This window comes from Psychrobacter sp. 1044 (genome assembly GCF_904846525.1).
Lineage (GTDB): Bacteria > Pseudomonadota > Gammaproteobacteria > Pseudomonadales > Moraxellaceae > Psychrobacter.
Window position 1 is genome coordinate 44,582 of sequence record NZ_CAJHAZ010000008.1, and the last position, 22,802, is coordinate 67,383.

The window sequence follows — 22,802 nt, forward strand, 5'->3', positions numbered from 1 at the left end:
CTTTTTGTAGGTGATATTCATAAAGCTAATTTAAGCATGTTGATAGTCGGACTTACCGCCCGTTTTTTTCATTAAATGAATATTATCAATCACAATGTCATGCGAGATGGCTTTTGTCATGTCATAAATGGTCAAGCAAGCGACACTGACGGCGGTTAATGCTTCCATTTCTACCCCAGTTTTATGGGTGACTTTAACCGTGGCAGTCACGGCAATGCTATGCTTTGCATCATCGTATGCAAAGCTTAAGCTGATTTTATCTAAGGGCAGAGGATGGCAAAGTGGAATCAAGTCGTGGGTGCGTTTGGCTGCCATGATACCGGCAATATGAGCAGTCTGAGTGATGCTGCCTTTTTTGGTCATACCGTCCGCGGCTTTGATTTGCTTATAAATGTCCGCGGGAAAAACCACTTGTCCGCTTGCATGTGCTTCTCTGGTGCTAGCTGTTTTGCCACTCACATCGACCATGGTAATATCACCGTCGCTGTCTAAATGGGATAAGCCAGATTGATTGTTTTTATTATTGTTGTTCACTTGGTCGCTATTCATTTTTATTTCTCTTAAATGGTCAGTTTTTCTGAAAGCTAGTTTCTCTCAATAAACCTTTTTATAAGTCGTTTAGTTTGTAAGTCGTTTAAAGCTAAATAGGCATGCTCAAAATCTTTAGGCGTATTGAAATTGGTCAAATACTGCCAGTTTTTTGCAAAAGGGACGGGCTGCACAATCGGTTTAATAAACTTCATCACTTGCCGCTGTCCATCGTCAATATAATCCTTTAAATCAGGCTCAATACTTAAACGATATAAACCTAATAATGGATATAAATGACTGTCATCGGTCAGGCAAATAACAGTTTTATCAGGATTTTTCGTCATATAAGGTTGCAGTTTTTGCCATAAATCGGTGACAGGAATTAAGCTGTCACAGCTGATAACCATCAACCAAGATTGCTGCCAGCTTGCGTCTTTTGTTAATTGGTTTGAACTTACCAAACTCTTTAATGATTGCAGCGCTGCTTCAATCGCTACCAACGCGCCACCTGTTTCAATCGGCTTATCATCATTGCTTGACAGAATCTTGTTAGAAAGATCGTTAGCAGATAGATAATCAGTAATATGAAAGACCGGCGATGGCGAATTCTTAATCAAATCTGGATTGATGCTAAAGCCGCGTCCATTATCCGCAATCATGATAGGTAGATTGCTTATGATCGCAGCACTCAATTCAAGCGCTTTTCTAACATGGTAATCAAGCAAACGCTCACCTGTTGGCAAGATAAGCTCAGCTTTTGGCGATCCCATACGTTTGGACGCACCGCCCGCCAAAATTACGATACCTGCTAAGAGATTGCATTTATCTATCTTTATTAAGCTATCCGCAACTTCAAGCATGAATTAATCGTGACCTGGATTGGTGCGCATAAAGTGCGGGACAAAATTACAAGGACGCGTGCGGCTATCGAGCTGCTCTTGTAAGATACCTTCCCACGCAGTGCGGCAAGCGCCTGATGAGCCGGGTAAGCAAAAAATGCCCGTGCCATTTGCCATGCCAGCCACAGCGCGAGATTGGATGGTAGACATGCCGATATCGTCTTTTGAGATTAAGCGGAACATCTCACCAAAACCATCAACCGATTTATCAAATAATACGCCGACCGCTTCTGGCATACTGTCGCGGATATAAAAGCCAGTACCGCCAGTGGTGATAATAGCGTGCACATTTGGGTCGGCAATCCAACCGCTGATGACGGCTCTGATTTTGTAAATATCATCAATAATCAACTGACGATCGGCAAGTTGGTGTCCTGCTGTGGTCAGCTGGTCAACTAAATACTGCCCTGAGGTATCCTCTGCAAGAGTACGACTATCAGAAACCGTTAAGATGGCGATATTAAGCGGGGTAAAGGGTGCTTGCAGCTTACTCATGAATAATCCTTAATAAATACGCTTGTTATGGAAATAAAAGTTTTTATTATTGATACATTATTGATTTTATCCACCAATCATCGACAAATTATTCATCATGCCGCTGTTTGATTCGTGAAGATGATGATGTTCAGGTTTGATGGGCATAAAGCTATGAAGGGTATTAACGAGTCCTGTGACATCATCGTGTGCTAGATGCTGACGAATATCGTAATTACCTTGGTCGAATAGACACAGATGCACCTTGCCTTGACTACTTACCCGCAAACGATTGCAGCTGTCACAAAAATGAGCGGCATAAGGGGCAATCATGCCGATACGCCCTTGATAATCTGGATGGCTGTATTCTATCGCTGGACCATCGTTGCTGCCACGTATATGAGTTTGCCAGCCATTTTTTAATAAGTAATTGGTAATAATATCGGACTGTGCATGCTGCGCAAAAAATAAATCGCTATTATCACTGGTCTGCATAAATTCAATAAAGCGATAAGTGACCGCTCTGTTTTTGATGTATTCGATGGCATTCATCAAATTTTCAAAGGCGGTTTCTGCCATTAAGATACTGTTTATTTTCAGCTTAATATCTGTGGTTGCCAGTAAAGTATCCATATCAGCCAAGAGCTGCGGCAACATATCAAAGCCAGTCATCTTATGGAAGGTTGCGGCATCAAAGCTATCCATACTGATATTAAGCTGATTCAGTCCAGCCGCTTGCCAGCTAGCTAAGTGCTTGCCAAGTTTATAACCATTGCTGGTCATGGCAACGGTTTCTATACCTTCGGTATTTTTGATGGTTTTAATAATATCTACCACATCACGGCGTATAGAGGGTTCACCGCCCGTAATCCTGACTTTTTTGGTGCCAACTTGGGCAAAGCCGCGGATTAACGTGGCAATTTCAGTGACGCTAAGCTCGTTTTGTGGTGGTTTGCCTTGATAGCCATCTGGCAGGCAATATTCACAGCGAAAATTACAGAAATCAGTAATCGATAGACGCAAATAGGTGAGACGTCGTGCGAAACCATCGGTTAATGGTTGAGAGAGCGTGACCGGAAAATACGTCGACGTGCTAGCAGCTTGCGTTGTAACGTTCGATGATGAGTCACCATCAAAAATAACGGGTGCAGCGGCAGGCGAATACAATTGCGCATTACCTAGGGTAGGGGCAAGATGGTTCATAGATGATTACCATTAATATTAAGTATAGTGTGTACTTTTAGGCGTTGCCTCAGGTTGTGAGTGGGAAGTTCTATTTAAACACGATTATGACAGTTTGCAAGTAAATAACTATTCACCGTAAGTGACCCAAAAACTACCACTAAAGTAGTAGATGCTACTTGATTATGATTTTTAAAATCAACATACGCCCTAAGCAGTTTCTCATGATTTATGGCTAATCAACAGTATAAAGAGTTATTAACTGTGTAACGCTTTACACCCTTGATTAGCCATGCAGTTTTTTAGCTATACCGTTATTAATGATTCAATTATTTAGCTGTTGTTTAGCTATTATTCAGCGATGCAACCAAGGGAAAGGTTTCACTTTTACGGTTTCACCAGCGGCTACATTGCCAGAATCTTGTGCCAAGACAATAAAACAATTGGCGTGGCTTAGTTGTTTGATACGGTGCGATTGTTGCTTGGTAAAGCTTTCAACTTGGAAATCGCCAAGTTCGTTTTGGGACAATATACCTCTTTGAAAATCCATCCGTCCCGCTGATTTTTTGATATCATTTTTAAGCGTTGCAGTGAGACTTAACTGCATAGGTCGCTCTTGTGGCGCAGCGCCTGCCATTTGCCACAAGGCTGGAATGACAAATTGCAGACTACCAACGATGGTCGATAGCGGATTGCCGGGTAAGCCAAAATATAGCACGGGCTTGGCAAGATCTTTGGTTAGCTCGCCAAAGACAAATGGCTTACCGGGCTTCATCGCGACTTTATAGTGGTTAATCTGTCCAAGCTGCCCAATGACAGTGGTTAAAAAGTCATAGTCGCCAACCGATACACCAGCGGTAGAGATAAGGACGTCACACTCTTGCATGGCTTGGGTTACGGCGGCGGTGGTTCTATCTAAATCATCTGGGATAATGCCATAATCACGAATAGTAATGGGTAAATCAGCGAGTAAGCTTTTTAGGGTAGGCGTGTTCGAGTTATAGATTTGCGCCAAACTCGTAAGCTCATTGCCAATGGCAACTAGCTCATCACCGGTTGCGAGTACACCAACGGTTAAAGGCTGATAGACCGTCACTTGACCAAAGCCCAAATTAGCCAATAAGCTAATATCAGCAGGATTTAGGCGTTTACCTGTTAATAAAACCGCTTCACCAGCTTCAATCTCTTCGCCTTGTTTACGGATATTGTCATCATGCTTAGCGTCTTGACTGAGGGTAATAGCGTAAAGCTGCGATTTATCAATGCTGCCTTTTATGGCGGCAAAGTTGGTGTTTTCTTGCATGATGACCGTATCACAGCTATCAGGAACGACCGCACCGGTAAAGATACGCACCCCTTGTCCTGCTGAAATGTCGCCACTATAAGGACTGCCCGCTTGTGATTCACCCACGATATCAATCGTGCTATCTGCTGAGAGTATGCTGTCTTTAGCGATCGCATAACCATCCATCGCCGATAGATTTTGTCTTGGTATGGCAAAAGGCGAGACAATATCTTCTGCCAATATATGATGACGGCTGTCTAATAAATCGTAGCTTGCGACCGCTCTTTTATGTAGCGGATAGTCGTTAGTATTATAAGCTTCTATGCGCTGCTGTATTTCAGAGATAAGTCCTGCAACCGTAATCATAAACGTCTACTCATTTTATTAATATTGAACTGTGTTATTGATATTGAACGACACATAGCATAAAAAGGGTGTTGTATCACCAGAACCTTTATACCATAGCAGCTACTTTATAACATAAGAATTAAGTGACCGACAGCGGACTGCTTAGCCGCGGAATATATTCTCTTGCTCAAGCGTCATCTCGATACCTTGGATATCAGCTTCATGCGCTAAGGTAAACAAGTAATCGCATAATGATTGGTGAAAGGCTTGTTGGCTCAATTTATTATGGATCGCAGGGCTGACTTGCTCATAAGTCATCTGTATCCCAGGTTCTTTATTGAGCACCTCAACGATATGAAAACCGTAACGGCTTTCGATAGGGCTTGGCGCAAGTCCTTTATCGAGCTTAAATAATACACCTTCAAATTCTGGTACGGTTTGACCTTTGCTAATCACACCTAGTTCGCCACCTTGCTCTTTTGAAGGGCAAGCAGAATGCTGGCGTGCTAACTGGATAAACTCAGCATCAGGATTGGCGTTATTTTTGATTTGTTCGATAAACTCATACGCGGTCTTTTTAAGCTTTAAGCGCTCATCACCATCTTCAGGCGGGCATGCCAATAAAATATGGCGTACAGTCATGATGGGATCAGTCTTAAAGTCAGTTATATTTTGCTTATAATAGCGCTCACAAGTTGCCATATCTGGCATCGTTTCTTGAACGTTTTTGTCTATTAAAGTAGAGATAGCTTGCTCTTCGTCGTTTTCCCATGCCGCTTCACCAAGGCTTGGCTCATCTAAAACCGCCAATCTCAGTAATTCGCGCACTACTAAGGCTTGCGTCGCTAAAAAGACGGAGTCTTCTTTGTTTTCTGCTGGATGATATTGCAGCTCTTGAGCGATATTGGTTCTATCTATCATCACCCCATTGACCGTCACTGAAGGCAGCTCATCACGGCTAGAGGCAATCAGGTTTTTATGGTTGCTGCGCTCTTCTGCCATTGCTTTTTCGATGAACTCTTGGTCAGAATGCGGTTTTTGCAAATCAGACAAGGTTGGCATTACTCTAAGAATATCATCACCGCGACCAGTAGGGGTGTGATCGGCATGACTGTGACTGTGACTGTGACTGTGACTGTGACTGTGACTGTGACTGTGACTGTGACTGTGACTGTGATTGTCATTATCATGGCTGTGATGATTACCACTGTGCACATGAGCGTTTTGGTTGGTCGCATGGTCGGCTGGATTGTAGGTACTGACAGTCATGGCTTTGCTCCACTAAGGATTCTGGTAATAAAAATTCTAAAATATAGGGCGTGTTGATTCATCGTTAAAGGCAGGGTCAAGAGCAGTATCTAGGTGAGGATAGGGTTAAAAATGCCATTCCATTTAGAGACTGCTCTACAGCCTTACTGAGAGTTCTTTTGTCTGACAATTTGATAGCGACGGCCGAAATACCAAATTGGCGCGCTGATGATATGAATAAGCCGTGTAAACGGAAATATCGCAATCAGGGTGATGCCTAGCGCCATGTGCAGCTGATAAATTAAGTCAGTTTGCTCAATGCGCGCCGCTGCCTGCAAAGGTCTTAAGATTGTGATGTCCTGTGCCCAGCCTGCCAAATTCATCATGGTATAGCCATCTAAATGCTTCACTGACGTAAAGATGGACAGCAGACCTAAGTTCAGCTGGATAAATAACAGCACCAGTACCAGCTTGTCTGAGAACGATGAGGTGTTTGAGATACGGTCATCGGTAAAGCGTCGCCACATGAGCATGACTAAGCCAAACCAACAAAACACCCCTGCGATACCCCCAACGACCACCGCTAGGATCTGCTTATGTCCGGCGCTGATAAATCGATCATAAAGAAAATGCGGTGTCAACATACCAAATAAATGACCGAGGAGCACCACGATAATGCCAACGTGGAATAAGTTGCTGGCAAGGCGCATGTTTTTGCTTCTGAGCATTTGCGTCGAGCCTGTCTTCCATGAATACTGAGATAAATCAAAACGTACCCAAGTACCAATAATAGCGATGGTCAATGCCACATACGGATAAACGCCAAAAAGGAAAATTTGTAGCCAGTTTAAGTTGGCTAAAGACTGCACACTAGGATCTGCGATATTCATGTCCTTTCTCCTTATTATGATTTAACCGGTTGGTTGGTTTTAAAATCTACCCAGTGCACTGGAGCATCGACCGCATTTGTAGCAGAGGTATTTTTTATACCAGCTTTTGCTGCAAGATTTTGGGTACTTGTTTGTGACGGGCAGCGCTCTTCTTGTTGCGCATCCAAAAACGTCACCACTTCTTCTTCCCATTCTTTGTCTAATGCCTCAAAGCTGTCATCACGCTTTTCTTTGCTGATTTTTTCTTGGTACTCTTCAACGATATCGAGCGGTTTACCAGCGATTTGCAATAGCGCATTGAAGCAGCCTTTATACAAGCTACCGCGACCTTCTAATCTGGCGGCAAGCAAAGCGAGGATATGGCTCACATCAGCGATATCCATACGAATTTGAATGTCGTCTTCAATAATGGTTGCTTGATACGCTAAAAATTCGAGATATAAAGGCAGATAATCAGGCAGCTCTTTGACGCTAATCTCAAAGCCCGCTTCTTGATATTGACCCATCAAATCGACCATCGCTTGACCACGGTCGCGCGATTCGCCATGTACATGCTCAAACAACCATAGTGATAAAGAACGCCCGCGCTCAAACAGACCGTCATAACGCGCTTGCGCCTCAAGAGAGCCGGTATCGATTAAATCTTCGATCAAGTCGATGATTTGCGTGCGTACTTCTGGGCTAATCAGCGTTGATCTGGCAACAATCTCTGTGCAATCGGCAAGCGTATCACCGAGAAACAGCTCATTACTTGGATAATCGATAAGTAGGCTGAGTACCTTGAGTAGCTTTAAGTCTGAATGGCCGATGGTTGGTTGGGTAATTGGCTCATGCACTGAAGTGCTGTTATTAAGTTGAGTAGTTTGCATCTTATGACTCCCACTTTTGGACAGTATCGATGAAATCGCGGCGATTGGTTTTGCGTTGTCCAAACATGCTATTGTCCGAATGTCCTGAACAGCCTTCGCCAAAGGTGAATCCGCAACCATTGCGTTCAGCAAAAGCGTCACTCAATGCTTCTTCACGATGCGCCGTTGGAATTACAAAGCGATCCTCGTAGTTGGCGATAGCCAAGTAGCGGTACATCTCTTCCACTTGCAGCTTGGTCAAACCCACATCATCCAAGATACTTTGGACTTCTTGTTTTTCGACCAATTGCATACGCTTGTAGCTACGCATAGCAAGTAGGCGCTTCAATGCTAGACGAACTGGCTCTTCATCGCCTGCGGTAAGCATGTTTGCTAAATAACGCAGTGGAATACGTAAGCTGTCGACATCTGGAATCAAACCATCCATACCGACTTTGCCTGCTTCAGCAGCATTTTGAATCGGTGATAATGGCGGTACATACCAAACCATCGGCAGCGTGCGGTATTCAGGATGTAGTGGTAGCGCAAGCTTCCAATCCATCGCTAGCTTATAAACTGGTGAGCGCTGGGCTGAATCAATGACCGATTGCGGTACACCGTCTTTTAATGCTTGGGCGATAACCGCAGGGTCATTTGGATCTAAAAATACGTCTAACTGTGCTTGATAAAGGTCTTGCTCGTTAGGTGTGCTTGCTGCTTCAGCGATTTTGTCAGCATCATAAAGCAGTACGCCCAAGTAGCGGATACGACCAACACAGGTTTCTGAACAAACGGTCGGCAATCCGGCTTCGATACGGGGATAACAGAAGATGCATTTTTCAGATTTCCCCGACTTCCAGTTGTAGTAAATCTTTTTATACGGGCAGCCTGAAATACACATGCGCCAGCCGCGACATTTTTCTTGGTCAATCAAGACAATGCCGTCTTCTTCACGCTTATAAATCGCACCACTTGGGCATGACGCCACACAAGTAGGGTTCAAGCAATGCTCGCACAGACGTGGCAAATACATCATAAAGGTGTTTTCGTACTCGCCATAAATCTCCGCTTGGATGTTGTCAAAGTTTTTATCTTTGCGACGTTTTTCAAACTCTGAGCCGAGGATTTCTTCCCAGTTAGGACCCCATTCAATCTTTTGCATCCGCTTGCCAGTGATGGCTGAGCGCGGGCGGGCGATAGGTTGATGATTACTGATAGGCGCAGTATGTAAATGTTGATAATCGAAATCAAACGGCTCGTAATAGTCATCAATCTCAGGCAGGTCAGGGTTAGCAAAGATATTTGCCAATACTCTGAATTTACCGCCGATACGCGGATTGATGGTGCCATTGGCATTGCGTATCCAACCGCCTTTCCATTTGGTTTGGTTCTCCCACTCTTTGGGGTAGCCGATACCGGGTTTTGATTCAACGTTGTTAAACCACGCATACTCCATACCTTCGCGGCTGGTCCAGACGTTTTTACAGGTGACTGAGCAGGTGTGACAACCGATACATTTATCAAGGTTAAGCACCATGCCGACTTGCGAACGAATTTTCATGGATCTGTGCTCCAAATAATAGTAAAAAAGCAGCTTTATGTTCTTCCTAGATATCCTGAAATCAGGATATCTTTTCGATAGAAGAAACAGCTTTACCCTTCAATGCTGGTTGGTAACGGACGTGGCAATTCGTTATCTGGCTTATCTTCTAGCCAGTCGATTTTTGACATTTTACGAATCACGACAAATTCATCACGGTTACAACCGACGGTGCCATAATAGTTAAAGCCATAAGACTGCTGGGCGTAGCTGCCAATCATATGCGTCGGTTTCAAAATCGTCCGAGTGACCGAGTTATGGATACCGCCACGCGTGCCTGTTTGCTCAGAGCCTGGAATGTTGACCAATTTCTCTTGGGCGTGATACATCATGGTCATGCCTTCTTTCACCCTTTGGCTGACGATGGCACGGGCAGTGATTGCCCCATTAGCATTGAACAGCTCAATCCAGTCGTTATCGACGATGCCGGCTTTTTGCGCATCGACTTCTGACATCCAGACACAAGGTCCACCGCGACTTAGGGTCAGCATCAGCAAGTTTTCAGAGTAGGTACTGTGGATGCCCCATTTTTGGTGCGGGGTTAAGAAGTTCAGTACAATCTCTTTATTGCCATTTGGTTTGGCGTCTTTGAGCAGCTCAGTGGTCTTGGTATCGATAGGTGGACGATACTGCTGCATTTGCTCACCAAACGCCTGCATCCAAGGATGGTCTTGATAAAACTGCTGGCGACCAGTAATCGTACGCCATGGAATCAGCTCATGGACGTTGGTATAGCCCGCGTTATAACTGACCTGATCCGACTCAATGCCTGACCATGTCGGGCTTGAGATGATTTTGCGGGGCTGTGCGACGATATCTTTAAAGCGGATTTTTTCATGCTCGCTAGATTTGGCAAGATGAGTATGGTCGCGACCAGTAAATTCAGAGAGTGCGGCCCAGCCTTTTACGGCGACATGACCATTGGTCTCAGGCGCGAGCATCAAGATCATCTCAGAAGCATTAATGGCTGTATCGAGACGTGGTCTGCCTTCAGAGATACCCGTTTCAGTCACGCGGTGGTTTAAATCACCAAGCTGTTTGACCTCGGTTTTCATATCCCAATTCAAGCCTTTTGAGCCATTGCCCAGTTTTTCTAAGGCAGGACCCATAGAAGTGAACTTTTTATAAGTGCTCGGATAGTCACGCTCAACCACTTTAATCATGGGACAGTTTTTACCCGGTATAGGTTTTTCGCCAGCCGTTTTCCAGTCAGTGCCACCAAATGGCTGTGCTAATTCACCTGGGGTGTCATGTTGCATTGGCAAGGTGACAACGTCAGTTTCAACACCTAAATGACCTTTTGATACTTCAGAGAAGCTCTTGGCAATGCCTTTATAAATTTCCCAATCGGTCTTAGATTCCCACGCAGGGTCAGTCGCGGCGGTTAATGGGTGAATGAATGGATGCATGTCTGAGGTATTCATATCATCTTTTTCGTACCAAGTTGCAGTCGGTAGCACGATGTCAGAATACAAACAGGTAGAAGACATACGGAAGTCTAATGTGACAACCAAGTCTAATTTACCAGTTGGGCCTTTTTCTACCCAATCGACTTCTTTTGGTTGCAGGTGACCCTCGGCGTTTTCTTTATTGAGCAAGCCGTTTTTGGTGCCCAAGAAATAATGCAGCATATATTCATGACCTTTACCGGACGAGCCCAATAGGTTTGAGCGCCAGATAAACATGTTGCGAGGGAAGTTGGCTGGGTTATCAGGTGATTCACAAGCAAAGCGTAAGCTGCCATCTTCGAGAGAATCGACCACATATTCTTCCACGCCTTTACCGCAATCGGCGGCTTTGGCAGCAATGGTCAGTGGGTTACGGTTGAGTTGTGGTGCTGAAGGCAACCAGCCTGCGCGTTCTGCTTGAATGTTGTAATCAAGCATATGCTCAGGGAAAAACTTTTTATCAACGAGAGGCGAGAGTATCTCATGGGCAGAAATGGTTTCGTGACGCCACTGTGAGCTGTGATTGTAGAAGAAGCTCGTGCCGTTCATATGACGCGGCGGACGATGCCAATCAAGCGCAAAGGCCAATGGCAGCCAGCCCGTTTGAGGACGCAGTTTTTCTTGACCAACATAATGTGCCCAGCCGCCGCCAGATTTGCCGATACAGCCACATAGCATGAGCATGTTAATCACGCCGCGATAGTTCATATCGAGGTGATACCAGTGGTTCATACCCGCGCCGATGATAATCATCGATTTACCATGAGTCTTATGGGCATTTTCAGCGAATTCACGCGCGACTTGAATGACGCGCTCACGGCTTAGACCGGTGATGACTTCTTGCCAAGCAGGCGTACCCGGTACGGTGGCATCGTTATAGTCATCGGTGACATGCTCGCCGCCAACACCATTATCCACGCCAAGGTTGGCAACGGTTAGATCAAAGACGGTCGCAACGATAGCGGTGCTGCCATCGGCAAGGGTAATGGTTTTACAAGGAACGGTTTTTTGCTGTATCGCTTCGCCCGGTACGGAGGTGAAATGTGGATGATCCACATGACCAAAGTAATCAAAGCCGACTTTGCAGGTCTCATTGCTGTCTTTTAAAGTCAATGTTAGGTCAATTTCTGCGCCTGTCGTACCATTTTTTTGCTCAAGGTTCCATTTGCCTTTTTCGCCCCAACGATAGCCAATCGAGCCGAGTGGAGAAACCAGTTCACCATCACTATTTAGACCGATGGTTTTCCATTCAGGATTGTTTTCTTGACCTAAATTATCGATTAAGTCAGAAGCGCGCAGGTAGCGACCAGCACGGCGTGCGCCTTCTTCACCTTCTAGCATCACGAGCACTGGTAAATCGGTATAGCGTTTGGCGTAATCTAAGAAATAGTCACTTGGCTGCTTAAGATAAAATTCTTTGATAATGACATGACAGAATGCTTGCGCCACAGCAGCGTCAGTACCCTGTTTTGGATTTAGCCATAAGTCAGTTAACTTAGAAACCTCAGCATAGTCAGGGGTGATAGAAACGGTCTTAGTGCCTTTATAACGAACTTCGGTAAAAAAATGCGCATCAGGTGTACGCGTTTGCGGAACGTTTGAACCCCACGCAATAATATAATCAGAGTTGTACCAATCGGCGGATTCTGGCACGTCAGTCTGCTCGCCCCAAACCATTGGCGAGGCTGGTGGCAGGTCACAATACCAGTCATAGAATGACAAGCAAACACCCCCAATCAACGATAAATAACGACTACCTGCGGCGTAACTGACCATCGACATCGCAGGAATCGGAGAGAAACCAACGATACGGTCAGGACCAAAAGTTTTGGCGGTATAGACATTACTGGCAGCGATAATTTCATTGACTTCTGCCCACGTTGAGCGAATAAAACCGCCCAAACCGCGCTTGGATTTATACTGTTCTGCTTTGATAGGGTCTTGGACAATGCTGCCCCACGCATCGACTGGATCAGGATACTGCGCTTTGGCTTCACGCCATAATTTTAGAAGCGGCTTACGTACTTTAGGGTATTTCACACGGTTCGCTGAATACATGTACCAGCTGTAGCTTGCGCCACGAGGACAGCCACGCGGTTCGTGGTTTGGTAAGTCTGGACGGGTTTCAGGATAGTCAGTTTGCTGCGTTTCCCACGTGACCAAGCCGTTTTTTACGTAAATTTTCCATGAGCAAGAGCCAGTACAGTTGACGCCATGCGTTGAACGCACGACTTTGTCATACTGCCAACGGCTACGATACACATTTTCCCAGTCACGAGACTCATCGCGCGTCTCACCATGCCCATCGGAGAATTCGCCCTTTTTACGTTTAAAAAAACGGAATTGGTCGAGTAAATGGCTCATTTCGCTATCCTCTGTATTATTGCCTATGGGGTATCTAAAGCTGAATGGCGTGGTAAAAACAACCCATTGCCCAAGCTGTAAATGTTTTTCGATGGTATTATTTTAAGTAAGCCATCGCCCTCTTGCTATCCGCTAACATGAGCAGAGCACTACCACCTTAGTAGTAGCGGTAAATGATAAAATGTGCTTAAAAAATCGTTAAGTATTTATAGGTAGGGCTTATTTACAAGCAGAATATGGATTGGTAAAAATAAAAAAAGTGCTACTTACGCTGGCAAGTAGCACTATAAAGAGAGATGTTTTTAATTTAAAAATCTGTTTCCAAAGAATGATTTATACAAGGCTGCTTTAGCAAGGAATCTCAGCATTAGGGCGACTGTAATACCACCATGTCAACACAATACAGAGAACATAAAAGACAATTAAAGCGATAAAAGTACCATCAACACCCAGTCCTGAACCAAACATTTTTGGGACAAAGAATGCGCCATAGGCTGCTATCGCTGAGGTAAAGCCAACCACTGCTGCTGATTCTTTACGTATCTCGACAAACAAGCCCTCTGTACCTGCTTTTTGAGGTTCAAGGCGTTCATGAAAGGTTCTGAAGATAACGGGAATCATGGTAAAGGTAGAGCCGTTACCGATACCCGTGGTAATAAACAGCACCATAAAGGAGATGAAGTATCCGACAAAGCTGCCCTCATGAGTCTCGCTAGGCAGGAAATACATCACCGCCAATACCGCCAATACCATCACGATATAGTTCCAAAAAGTCACTTTTGCACCACTGGTTTTGTCAGATATCCAACCACCTAAGGGGCGAAATAGCGCACCAACTAAAGGACCCAAGAAGGCAAACTTAAGCGCATCAATGGCAGGAAATGAGTTTTTAATCAGCATCGGAAACGCGGCTGAAAAGCCAATGAACGAGCCAAAGGTTGCCATATATAGGATACACATGATCCAGTTATGTTTGCGTTTAAAGATGACGGATTGGTCTTTAAAGGAAGCTTTAGCAGTGGCAATATCGTTCATGCCAAACCATGCCAGTGCTGAAAATAGCAGAATAAAGGGTACCCAAATAAAGCCTGCATTTTGTAGATAAAACAGCTGACCGCTTGCAGAGACTTGTGGGTCGCCGCCTAAGCTGCCAAAGGCTGCTACTAATATAATCATCGGTACAACGAACTGCATGACCGACACGCCAAGGTTACCCAAACCCGCGTTTAGCCCAAGCGCAGTGCCCTGTTCTGCTTTTGGAAAGAAGAACGAGATATTGGACATGGAGGAGGCAAAGTTACCACCACCGAAGCCACAAAGTAGGGCAATGATGGCAAATATCATAAATGGCGTATCAGGGTTCTGAACCGCAAAGCCCATCCATAATGCTGGAATTAACAGGGATAAGGTAGATATCGCTGTCCAACGTCGCCCACCAAAGATAGGCACCATAAAAGAATAAAAAATTCGCAGCGTTGCCCCTGATAGTCCGGGCAGCGCGGCGAGCCAAAACAACTGCCCATCATCAAAATCAAAACCAATCTCTGGCAGACGGACGATGACGGCACTCCATACCATCCATACTGCAAATGCCAATAGCAACGATGGAATGGATATCCATAAATTTCTACGAGCGACTTTTTTGCCGCCTCCTTCCCAAAATTCTTCTACTTCAGGTCGCCAGTCAGTGATGAGCTTACCACCTTTGAAGTTGTAATTATTGCCCATGTTATTCCTCACTTAGTATCAGCTATGCCTAGTTATGTTCAGTATTTTTTATCATCAAATGGCTGTCTAAACTTAAAGTAAACCGTAGCGCTTACTCCTGTTATTGTTGATGACAAAGAGCCGCCGTACTGGCTTATGAGCGCTATGAATCACTTGCTCTATCAAAAAATGATAACTCACGGTACTGTGTTATCACGGTGAGTAGTATTCATACATAGTGGTATACTGATGACTAAAAGGGGTATATTGCGGGTAGGTTTATCACTAAAATTTTGCTTGTCGATGGAATGATAAGTGCGCTGTAGTATTTTTTATGCTGTATGTTTTTTGCTTTTGCGACGTTCAATTTTAAGGTCTCAAATCTTTTGTGCAGAAAGTGTTTGATGGGAGCGCTATTAATCATGTCTAATCTACGACGGCAGTCTTTGTTCCTTCATACTTGGATTGCTATTACGATCATCGCTACTTTGTTCTTGATGTCAGCGATAGGCAGCGGTGCGCTCGCTTGGGTCGCAAAGTCTGATGCTGAGGCGATTAATACCGCAGGCTCGATACGCATGGCAACGTATCGTATTAGCTTTCAGCTAGCGACTGATTTTGCGGATAACCATCCCTTTAGCTCAAGTCTAAATATCAAACAAGATGGCTTAGCTAGTGACAATGCGCCGCAGGTAGAAAAGCAAGACAGACTGGATTTCTCCAATAAAAGTGAGTCTGAAAAAATAGACATACTGGTTGAAGACATGGAGAGTCGTCTCAACAAATTACAAGCGTATCAACTGACCAGTGCCAACAGAGATAAGGTCATCAGTGATCAATGGAGCCAGATAAAATCACAATGGTTTCGTGATTTAAAACCAGCATTGTTGGCACAAGACAAGCAAGGCTTTTATAGTAATTCAACCAAGTATATTGACGATGTTAATCGTTTTGTTGGCGCGTTACAGGATAGAAATGAGCAGCGTCAGACATGGCAGCAAAACCTACAAATACTATCACTGATACTGAGCATGATTATTATGCTGATAGGCGTACGGAGATTACAGAACTTAGTGCTAACGCCTATTCAACAACTCATTAAAGCCAATCGGGCGTTTAAACAAGGCAAATATGATACGAGAGTGTCTATCAGCGGTTATAGAGAATTTGAAGCGCTTGGCAATTCTTTTAACGGTATGGCCAGTACCATTGAGAGGTATCAGCGCTCACTTGAGAGTGAGGTACAGACAAAGACTCAGCATCTGGTAAAAGCCAACCAAGCCTTATCGTTGTTTTATGATTTCTCAAAGCAATTGACCAGTAGTCCTGTGAGCTTACATCGGCTTGATGAATTGATTACTGGCTTTGGGTGTATATTCCCATATTTAGATTTTACGCTGTGTATTCAAAGCAATATTCTCACCAATAAAAACTCTATAGCCCTGCACGATGATAGGATGAAGGAGCTATGTACCAAACTCACTTGTGAAAGCTGCTCTATTAAAGAAGACGTTTATACCAAAACTTTTCCGATCATTCATCAAGATATAGAATTTGGTGAGCTAAAGGTCAGACCGAAATCTGTCTTAATGACCAATCAAGCTTATGCAGAAGATAAGAAAAAAAGCGAGGAAGATTCAACACGTATCAAGGTAGTAGAGGTGGATAGTAGTTATTTAACTGCTAAAAATAATGAGTTGATCGTTGTGCTGACCAATCTCGTCAGCACCGCCTTATCCCTACGCAGACAAAGGCAGCAAGACCATCAGCTTATTCTACTTGAAGAGCGCTCGACCATTGCTAGGGAGTTGCATGATTCTTTAGCACAGTCATTGTCTTATCTAAAAATACAAGTCAGCGTGCTCGAAAAACATCTGCAACTGTCTGCTGATAAAGACAGTGGGCTGGTGGTATTTGATGAGCAAAGTCAAATCAAGGTTGGGCAGCATATCGGTCAAATAAAAATGGGTCTGAACTCTGCTTATCATGAGCTGCGAGACTTATTGACGACTTTTCGCTTGACGATTGATAGCGGCAATTTTGATGAAGCTTTATATGAGGCGGCTGATGAGTTTGCTGTAAAAGGGCAGTTTGACATAAAGGTCAACAATCAAATCCTATCCTTGAATCTAACGGCAACCGAACAAGTACATCTCATTCAAATTATAAGGGAGGCACTGTCGAATATCAGTCGCCATGCCCATGCTAACAGCGTCACTATCGATTTGGTTTATGACGATGAAAGTAATTATGTAGCGATGATGGTCAATGATGACGGCATCGGCATATCAGGGACTGTCAATCAGACCCAGCATCATGGTCTAATGATTATGAAAGAGCGTGCCTATAAATTAGGCGGTGATTTGATCATCTCTAATAATGTACCCGCAGGTACCAGCGTCATCGTCAGGTTTGTACCCAGTTTCTTTACGGATTATATGGCTGAGCAAAACTAAGTGAATAGGCTTAGTAAACGCTCTTAACCACTGCATTACTGCATTGTATTTTTTGTACCATTTTTCAATTTGTGAGTATTTTATGACTACTAAAGTTTATACGTCTGCTTCTCCGGCTCGGCTACTATTGGTTGATGATCATCCTATGCTGCGCCGCGGTGTCGCAGAACTGCTCAGTCTCGAAAGTGATGTAACGGTCGTTGGTGAGGCGAATAACGGACAAGAAGCGTTGGATTTTTTGGCAAACAATCCGGTCGATCTGGTCATTCTAGATCATAAAATGCCAGTGTTGACTGGTATCGAAACCTTAAGAGAAATCAAGGCCAGAAATATTGACGTGGCTACCTTGCTATTTACAGTTTCTGACAGCGGAGAAGACGTGCAAGAAGCGTTGAAATTAGGGGTGGACGGATATTTGCTAAAAGATATGGAGCCTGAGTTAATCATCGTCGATATTAGAAAAGTGTTGCGCGGTGAGCTGGTTATCAGTCCCAATTTGGCCTCAATCTTGGCACAAACATTACGTACACCAAGCATTGAAGATATCGCTGGCAATCTCACCACTAGAGAGTTGCAAGTGATTCAAATGATTGCGGAAGGCTTAAGTAATAAAATGATCGCCAACAAACTGGATATCGCAGAATCCACAGTAAAAGTGCATGTTAAGCATATTCTGAACAAAACTGGACTACGTACACGGGTAGAGGCAGCAGTATGGACCGTGAATCATTTATCAAAGTAGTCGTTTGTCAAAATGGTTATTTATCGAAGTAGTTGTTTTTTGAAAATGCTACTTTTTGAAAGCGTTACTTTTTATAAAAAAATCATGGGTCATCTGAATAACCCCTATTACATGTCTAGATAGTTCTCTATATCAGTCAAAAAGCCACCGAGCAGTGATGCTGGGTGGCTTTTTTATTTTATAAGCTAACCAAATTAGCCTTCTTCAGCGGCAATTTGACGATCGACCGAGGACATCTTGTATTCGTCACCAAAGGCATCTTCAGGCTCTTTTAACCAGAAGAAACAAAGTACCCAAGCGATAAATGCACCTATCGCAATGATAAAAAAGAACTGATTTGGTTCGACCAAGGTAAATATGAATAGATAGAACACAGCGCCCACGTTGCCATAAGCCCCCGCCATACCAGAAATTTGACCCGTTAAGCGCCGCTTAATTGAGGGGATAATACCAAAAGTCGCACCTTCTGCCCCTTGCACAAAGACTGAGCATAGAATCGTAAAGACGACCGCGATAAACAATGGCCACTCTGCATTCAGCAATCCCATCAATCCAAAGCCGATACCGATACCGAACATGTATACCAACATCACCAAGCGACGATTGCCAACCTTGTCAGAGATATAGCCGCCAAGTGGTCGCGCCCATAAGTTAACAAAAGCAAAGGTCGATGCGACTAACCCTGCGACGGTAGGGTCGAGCTTCCACGTTGCGGCAAAGAACATCGGTAGCATAGAGACGACCGCCAGCTCTGCGCCAAAGTTAGCAAAGTAGGTGACATTTAGGGCGGCAACAGAGGTAAAGGGGTATTTGTCATCCTCAGGGATACCCGCTTTGAGCATGGGTACGTTGACACTGATGGCTTTATAAATTTGATAAATAACCACCACAGCGATGAGAGTATAAAACCCCCAAGCGCCTGTTTCGCTCAGGAATCCCATGTTTTTAGTGCGATAAACCAATACACCTAATACGCCATATAAAGGAATAATAAATAGGCAATATAATAATAAATCTCTCCAACTTGATACCTCTAAAGCACCTGCCTTACGTGCTTTTTTATGGGTATCTTGTGTAGGACCATCGGTGATTAAAAACCAATAGGCTACCCCGTAAGCGGCCATCAGTAAGCCAGATAATGCAATTGCCCAGCGCCAACCGTCATCACCACCAAAGAACTGTAGCGCAACCGTGGGAATGGTAATCGCTGCGGCAGCTGAACCAAAATTACCCCAGCCTGCATAAAATCCTTCGGCAAAGCCAATGTCTTTTGGCTTAAACCAAAGGGCAGTCATGTGAATGCCAACGACGAACCCTGCGCCCACGATAGACATAAATAGGCGAGCGACGAAAAGCTGCATCGCGGAATTACCAAAAGCGAAGAACCATGTCGGTATCGCCATGACGACCATCAGTATGGAAAACACGCGACGCGGACCGAAGCGATCCAATGCCATGCCGACTACCACTCGCCCTGGAATGGTCAAAGCAACGTTGGCAATGAGAAATAATTTGATGTGTTCAGAAGTTAAGTAGCTTTCGGCCTCTAGCATAGAAGTGGCTAGTGGTGCCATATTGAACCAGACATAAAAGGTCAGAAAAAAAGCAATCCACGTATAGTGGAGCGCTCTTATATCACGGCGTTCAACCTCAAGTAGCTCTTTTGCATGCATGACAAGTATTCTCCACTGTCGAACTGGATAGTTTAGATGGAGTTAATGTAGCAATAAGTAAGCTCGCTAACCATTAGGCGAAAGCAGTATGAATGTCATTTCACATACTACTTAATGGGGATTAAAAAGTGGCTTTAATATCCTATATATTGATGGTTAACTAAGATGATATGAGAATAGCAATACATTTGAAAATATGATGCGCTATAGTAATAATAACTATTATTGTGCGTGCTTTTCTCGTTTATCAATAAAATTTTATTCTCAAGTAAGCTGTTAATAAAAAGGATTGGATACACCCATCAAATTAGCCAAGGAGTTACCATGAGTCATACTGTCGCCTCAAACCCCGTCATACCCAGCCATTGGAAAATAAAGCGTTCGACCCACTTTTTTACTAAAGATAAAGTCCCAAAAGCCTTGTTGACTCATCATAATACGGCAGAGGGCGTATACGGCCAAATTTGTGTCATGCAAGGCACGGTTACCTTTTATGGCTTTGCTGATGAAGCCGCCACTGAACCTGAAAAAACCATTGTTATTAAAGCAGGGCAGTTCGCTGTCAGTCCGCCTCAATATTGGCACCGTGTAGAATTAAGTGATGATGCCCAATTCAATATTAATTTTTGGACAGAAGCGGATACTGGTAATAAGTCGCTGTTCAATAGCTCAAAGATACACAGCAAGCCTATCAAAAAGTTGTTTGATCAGTCGGATGAATCATAAGGGCTATATATATGCATCAGCTATTAAAAATATCCTATTTATAAGCAAAAAAATAAGGCCACGAATGGCCTTATTGTATTAAGAGTTTTGATAGTAAGGATAATCATTATAGCCAATTTCGGTGCCACCATACATCGTGGTAGGATCTGCCTCGTTGAGTGGCCAATGATTGGCGATGCGCTCAGGTAAATCGGGATTAGCAATAAAAGGACGACCAAAAGCAAATAAATCACCATAACCTTTAGCTAGCATATGTACCGATTTTTCCGTCGTGTATTTACCCGCATAGATAATGCGTCCTGAAAACTCAGCTCTGACGGCCTGATAAAAAGTCTCTGGTAAATCAGGAGCATTGTCCCAGTCAGCTTCTGCAATAGATAAATAAGCGATGCCCGCTTGTTCAAGTACTTTAATCGCTTCAATATACGTATGATGTGGATCTGATTCCACTAGCCCTAAATATACGCGAGTCTCATCTGTGCTAGCAAACAGCGGTGCAAAACGTACGCCTAAACGATCAGCGCCAACCACTTCACTGACGGCAGCTACGATTTCTTTTAAGAAACGCAAGCGATTGGTCAATGAACCGCCATACTGATCATCACGTGTGTTGCTATGTTCAGAGATGAACTGATTCACCAAATAGCCATTGGCACAATGCAGCTCGACGCCATCAAAACCTGCCTCCAATGCATTGCGTGCGGCTGCCGCATACATAGCGACCAGTTCACTAACTTCATCAGTACTGAGTGCGCGTGGCTCACTAGGATCGGCTAACGCGCCTGCACCTGGTGCTGTTTCGATAAATACTTTTACATTGTCAGCAGTGATAGCTGATGGTGCAATTGGCTGAGCGCCTTGTGGTTGTAAGCTGGTATGCGACACGCGACCAACATGCCAAAGCTGAGCAAAAATGATACCACCTGCTGCGTGTACCGCTTGAGTGACCTTTTTCCAGCCTTCGATTTGGGCATGCGAATGTATGCCTGGCGTCCACGCATAACCTTGACCCCTTGGCTCAATTTGTGTGCCTTCAGTGACCATAAAACCTGCAGAGGCACGCTGTGTATAGTAGCTTGCCATTAATTCATTAGGAATATTGTCCGGTTGCGTGCTGCGAGAGCGTGTCAACGGTGGCATGACAATACGGTTTTTTAACGTATATGGTCCAAGTGTGACAGATGCAAATAATGGGCTGGTATCGATATTAGATGGTTCCATAAAACTCTCTTTTAAAACAAATGGACGGGGTTATTGTTTAAACCATTGAGCTTGTTTTGATGCTTTATTACTGCGTAAGTAAGGTTGGTAAGCATAGAGTTTTATAGATACAATTGGAAACAAGGTTTTGTTGTTTAAGATACAATTATTAATGGTATATGTTATGAATGGAATTAACCGACTCGATATCAAGCAGCTGAGAGTGCTACATGCGTTGCTTGATCTAAAAAATCTCTCACAAGTTGCGCGCAAAATGGGGCTGACACAACAGGCAATCAGCGAACAATTACGTAAGCTGCGTGATTTGTTTGATGATCGTTTGTTTATTCGTCAAGGCAATAGCATGGTGGCAACCCCCAAAGCGCTATCGATGCAGCAACCCATTAGTCGCATATTAGAGCAGTTAGAAGCACTGTTAGAGCCAGATGTGTTTTCGCCGCAGACTTATAAAGGCGTATTTACGATTAGCGCGACCGACTATGCGACGCAGGCATTATTACCGCAGTTGTTTCATATAACGCGCCGCGACGCGCCTGATTTGAAGTTAATCGTACGTGATTTTGCCTCAGACAATATCAATCAGCTTATTGCGGCAGGCGAGCTTGATCTGCTGATTACTTTCCCAGAATTTATTCCTGATAACTTGGCTTATGTGACGCTGCTTGAAGAACAACATTTCTGCATTACTGGTTGCAATAATAGTTTTACAACAGAGCCGCTGTCACTGTCGCAAATTGCCGCACACTCGCAGCTGGTGGTGTCACCTTCACGCGCTAACTTACGTGGTTCTCATGACCAGTGGTTTGCAGAAAAAGGTCTTAAACGAAACATTGTTATGTCCGTTCCTAGCTTTTCTGCGGTGCCAGATATCCTTTATACAACCGATATGATTGCATTTTATCCCTCGCGTTTATTACCAAACAGTCGGGTTAAAGAGCTCAAAGTGGAAGCCCTGCCACCCACATTTAAGGTGATAGCAGCATGGCACCCACGTACCAGTCACAGTGGTATACACCGTTGGCTGATTGAGCAATTACAGCAGTTGTCCAAGTCTGACTAGGGCATGACCTCATTTCTATCTGCATTTTTAAAATGAGGACATGCCCTAGAGCGTTATCGCTTTTATTTTTCGTCATTAGTTTTACTAAAGCCATTTTTAT

The 22,802-nt window shown here is 44.1% G+C and carries 17 protein-coding genes; 4 read left to right on the plus strand and 13 right to left on the minus strand.

All coding sequences use genetic code 11. From position 1 onward, the window contains the following. Positions 1-30: 30 nt before the first annotated feature. From moaC to JMX82_RS07055, 11 genes are all read right to left on the minus strand, one after another. Positions 31-549, minus strand: a complete 519-nt coding sequence (gene moaC, locus JMX82_RS07005; protein ID WP_201540006.1) for a cyclic pyranopterin monophosphate synthase MoaC — start codon at positions 547-549, stop codon at positions 31-33. 35 nt (positions 550-584) lie between these two features. Then, positions 585-1,391, minus strand: coding sequence for a molybdenum cofactor guanylyltransferase (locus JMX82_RS07010; protein WP_201540007.1), 807 nt, complete (start codon positions 1,389-1,391; stop codon positions 585-587). Between the two features lie 3 nt (positions 1,392-1,394). Next, positions 1,395-1,925 carry a molybdenum cofactor biosynthesis protein B gene (gene moaB / locus JMX82_RS07015; protein WP_060491600.1) on the minus strand — a complete coding sequence of 177 codons (531 nt, stop codon included), beginning with the start codon at positions 1,923-1,925 and terminating at the stop codon, positions 1,395-1,397. Between the two features lie 66 nt (positions 1,926-1,991). After that, on the minus strand, positions 1,992-3,107 hold the full coding sequence (moaA, locus tag JMX82_RS07020; protein WP_201540008.1) for a GTP 3',8-cyclase MoaA: 1,116 nt from the start codon (positions 3,105-3,107) through the stop codon (positions 1,992-1,994). A gap of 334 nt (positions 3,108-3,441) precedes the next feature. Continuing rightward, complete coding sequence (glp, locus tag JMX82_RS07025) at positions 3,442-4,737, minus strand: gephyrin-like molybdotransferase Glp (protein ID WP_201540009.1); 1,296 nt, start codon at positions 4,735-4,737, stop codon at positions 3,442-3,444. Positions 4,738-4,881: 144 nt separating this feature from the next. Continuing rightward, positions 4,882-5,781 carry a peptidylprolyl isomerase gene (locus JMX82_RS07030; protein WP_201540078.1) on the minus strand — a complete coding sequence of 300 codons (900 nt, stop codon included), beginning with the start codon at positions 5,779-5,781 and terminating at the stop codon, positions 4,882-4,884. Between the two features lie 350 nt (positions 5,782-6,131). After that, positions 6,132-6,857 (minus strand): respiratory nitrate reductase subunit gamma, encoded by a 726-nt coding sequence (gene narI / locus JMX82_RS07035; protein ID WP_045447153.1) that lies wholly within the window; start codon positions 6,855-6,857, stop codon positions 6,132-6,134. Positions 6,858-6,871: 14 nt separating this feature from the next. Further along, on the minus strand, positions 6,872-7,726 hold the full coding sequence (gene narJ / locus JMX82_RS07040; protein ID WP_201540010.1) for a nitrate reductase molybdenum cofactor assembly chaperone: 855 nt from the start codon (positions 7,724-7,726) through the stop codon (positions 6,872-6,874). 1 nt (position 7,727) lies between these two features. Continuing rightward, entirely contained in the window at positions 7,728-9,266 is a 1,539-nt protein-coding gene (gene narH, locus JMX82_RS07045; protein ID WP_055125087.1) for a nitrate reductase subunit beta, read from the minus strand. A 92-nt stretch (positions 9,267-9,358) separates the two neighbouring features. Continuing rightward, on the minus strand, positions 9,359-13,117 hold the full coding sequence (locus JMX82_RS07050; RefSeq protein ID WP_201540011.1) for a nitrate reductase subunit alpha: 3,759 nt from the start codon (positions 13,115-13,117) through the stop codon (positions 9,359-9,361). Between the two features lie 348 nt (positions 13,118-13,465). Beyond that, entirely contained in the window at positions 13,466-14,845 is a 1,380-nt protein-coding gene (locus JMX82_RS07055; protein WP_201540012.1) for a NarK family nitrate/nitrite MFS transporter, read from the minus strand. A 401-nt stretch (positions 14,846-15,246) separates the two neighbouring features. Between JMX82_RS07055 and JMX82_RS07060 the strand changes: the two genes are divergently transcribed. Further along, on the plus strand, positions 15,247-17,280 hold the full coding sequence (locus tag JMX82_RS07060; RefSeq protein WP_227676437.1) for a histidine kinase: 2,034 nt from the start codon (positions 15,247-15,249) through the stop codon (positions 17,278-17,280). Between the two features lie 82 nt (positions 17,281-17,362). Beyond that, positions 17,363-18,022 (plus strand): two-component system response regulator NarL, encoded by a 660-nt coding sequence (narL, locus tag JMX82_RS07065; RefSeq protein ID WP_045447151.1) that lies wholly within the window; start codon positions 17,363-17,365, stop codon positions 18,020-18,022. A gap of 194 nt (positions 18,023-18,216) precedes the next feature. On the opposite strand, the gene JMX82_RS07070 is transcribed toward narL, so the two are convergent. Further along, on the minus strand, positions 18,217-19,695 hold the full coding sequence (locus JMX82_RS07070; protein ID WP_060491594.1) for an MFS transporter: 1,479 nt from the start codon (positions 19,693-19,695) through the stop codon (positions 18,217-18,219). A 324-nt stretch (positions 19,696-20,019) separates the two neighbouring features. Between JMX82_RS07070 and JMX82_RS07075 the strand changes: the two genes are divergently transcribed. Further along, on the plus strand, positions 20,020-20,421 hold the full coding sequence (locus JMX82_RS07075) for a DUF1971 domain-containing protein (protein ID WP_201540014.1): 402 nt from the start codon (positions 20,020-20,022) through the stop codon (positions 20,419-20,421). A 78-nt stretch (positions 20,422-20,499) separates the two neighbouring features. Here the strand turns inward: JMX82_RS07075 and JMX82_RS07080 are convergent, their stop codons facing one another. Beyond that, entirely contained in the window at positions 20,500-21,627 is a 1,128-nt protein-coding gene (locus JMX82_RS07080; RefSeq protein WP_238035363.1) for an alkene reductase, read from the minus strand. Between the two features lie 178 nt (positions 21,628-21,805). On the opposite strand from JMX82_RS07080, the gene JMX82_RS07085 reads away from it, so the two are divergent. Further along, entirely contained in the window at positions 21,806-22,702 is an 897-nt protein-coding gene (locus JMX82_RS07085) for a LysR family transcriptional regulator (RefSeq protein ID WP_201540016.1), read from the plus strand. Positions 22,703-22,802: the final 100 nt, after the last annotated feature.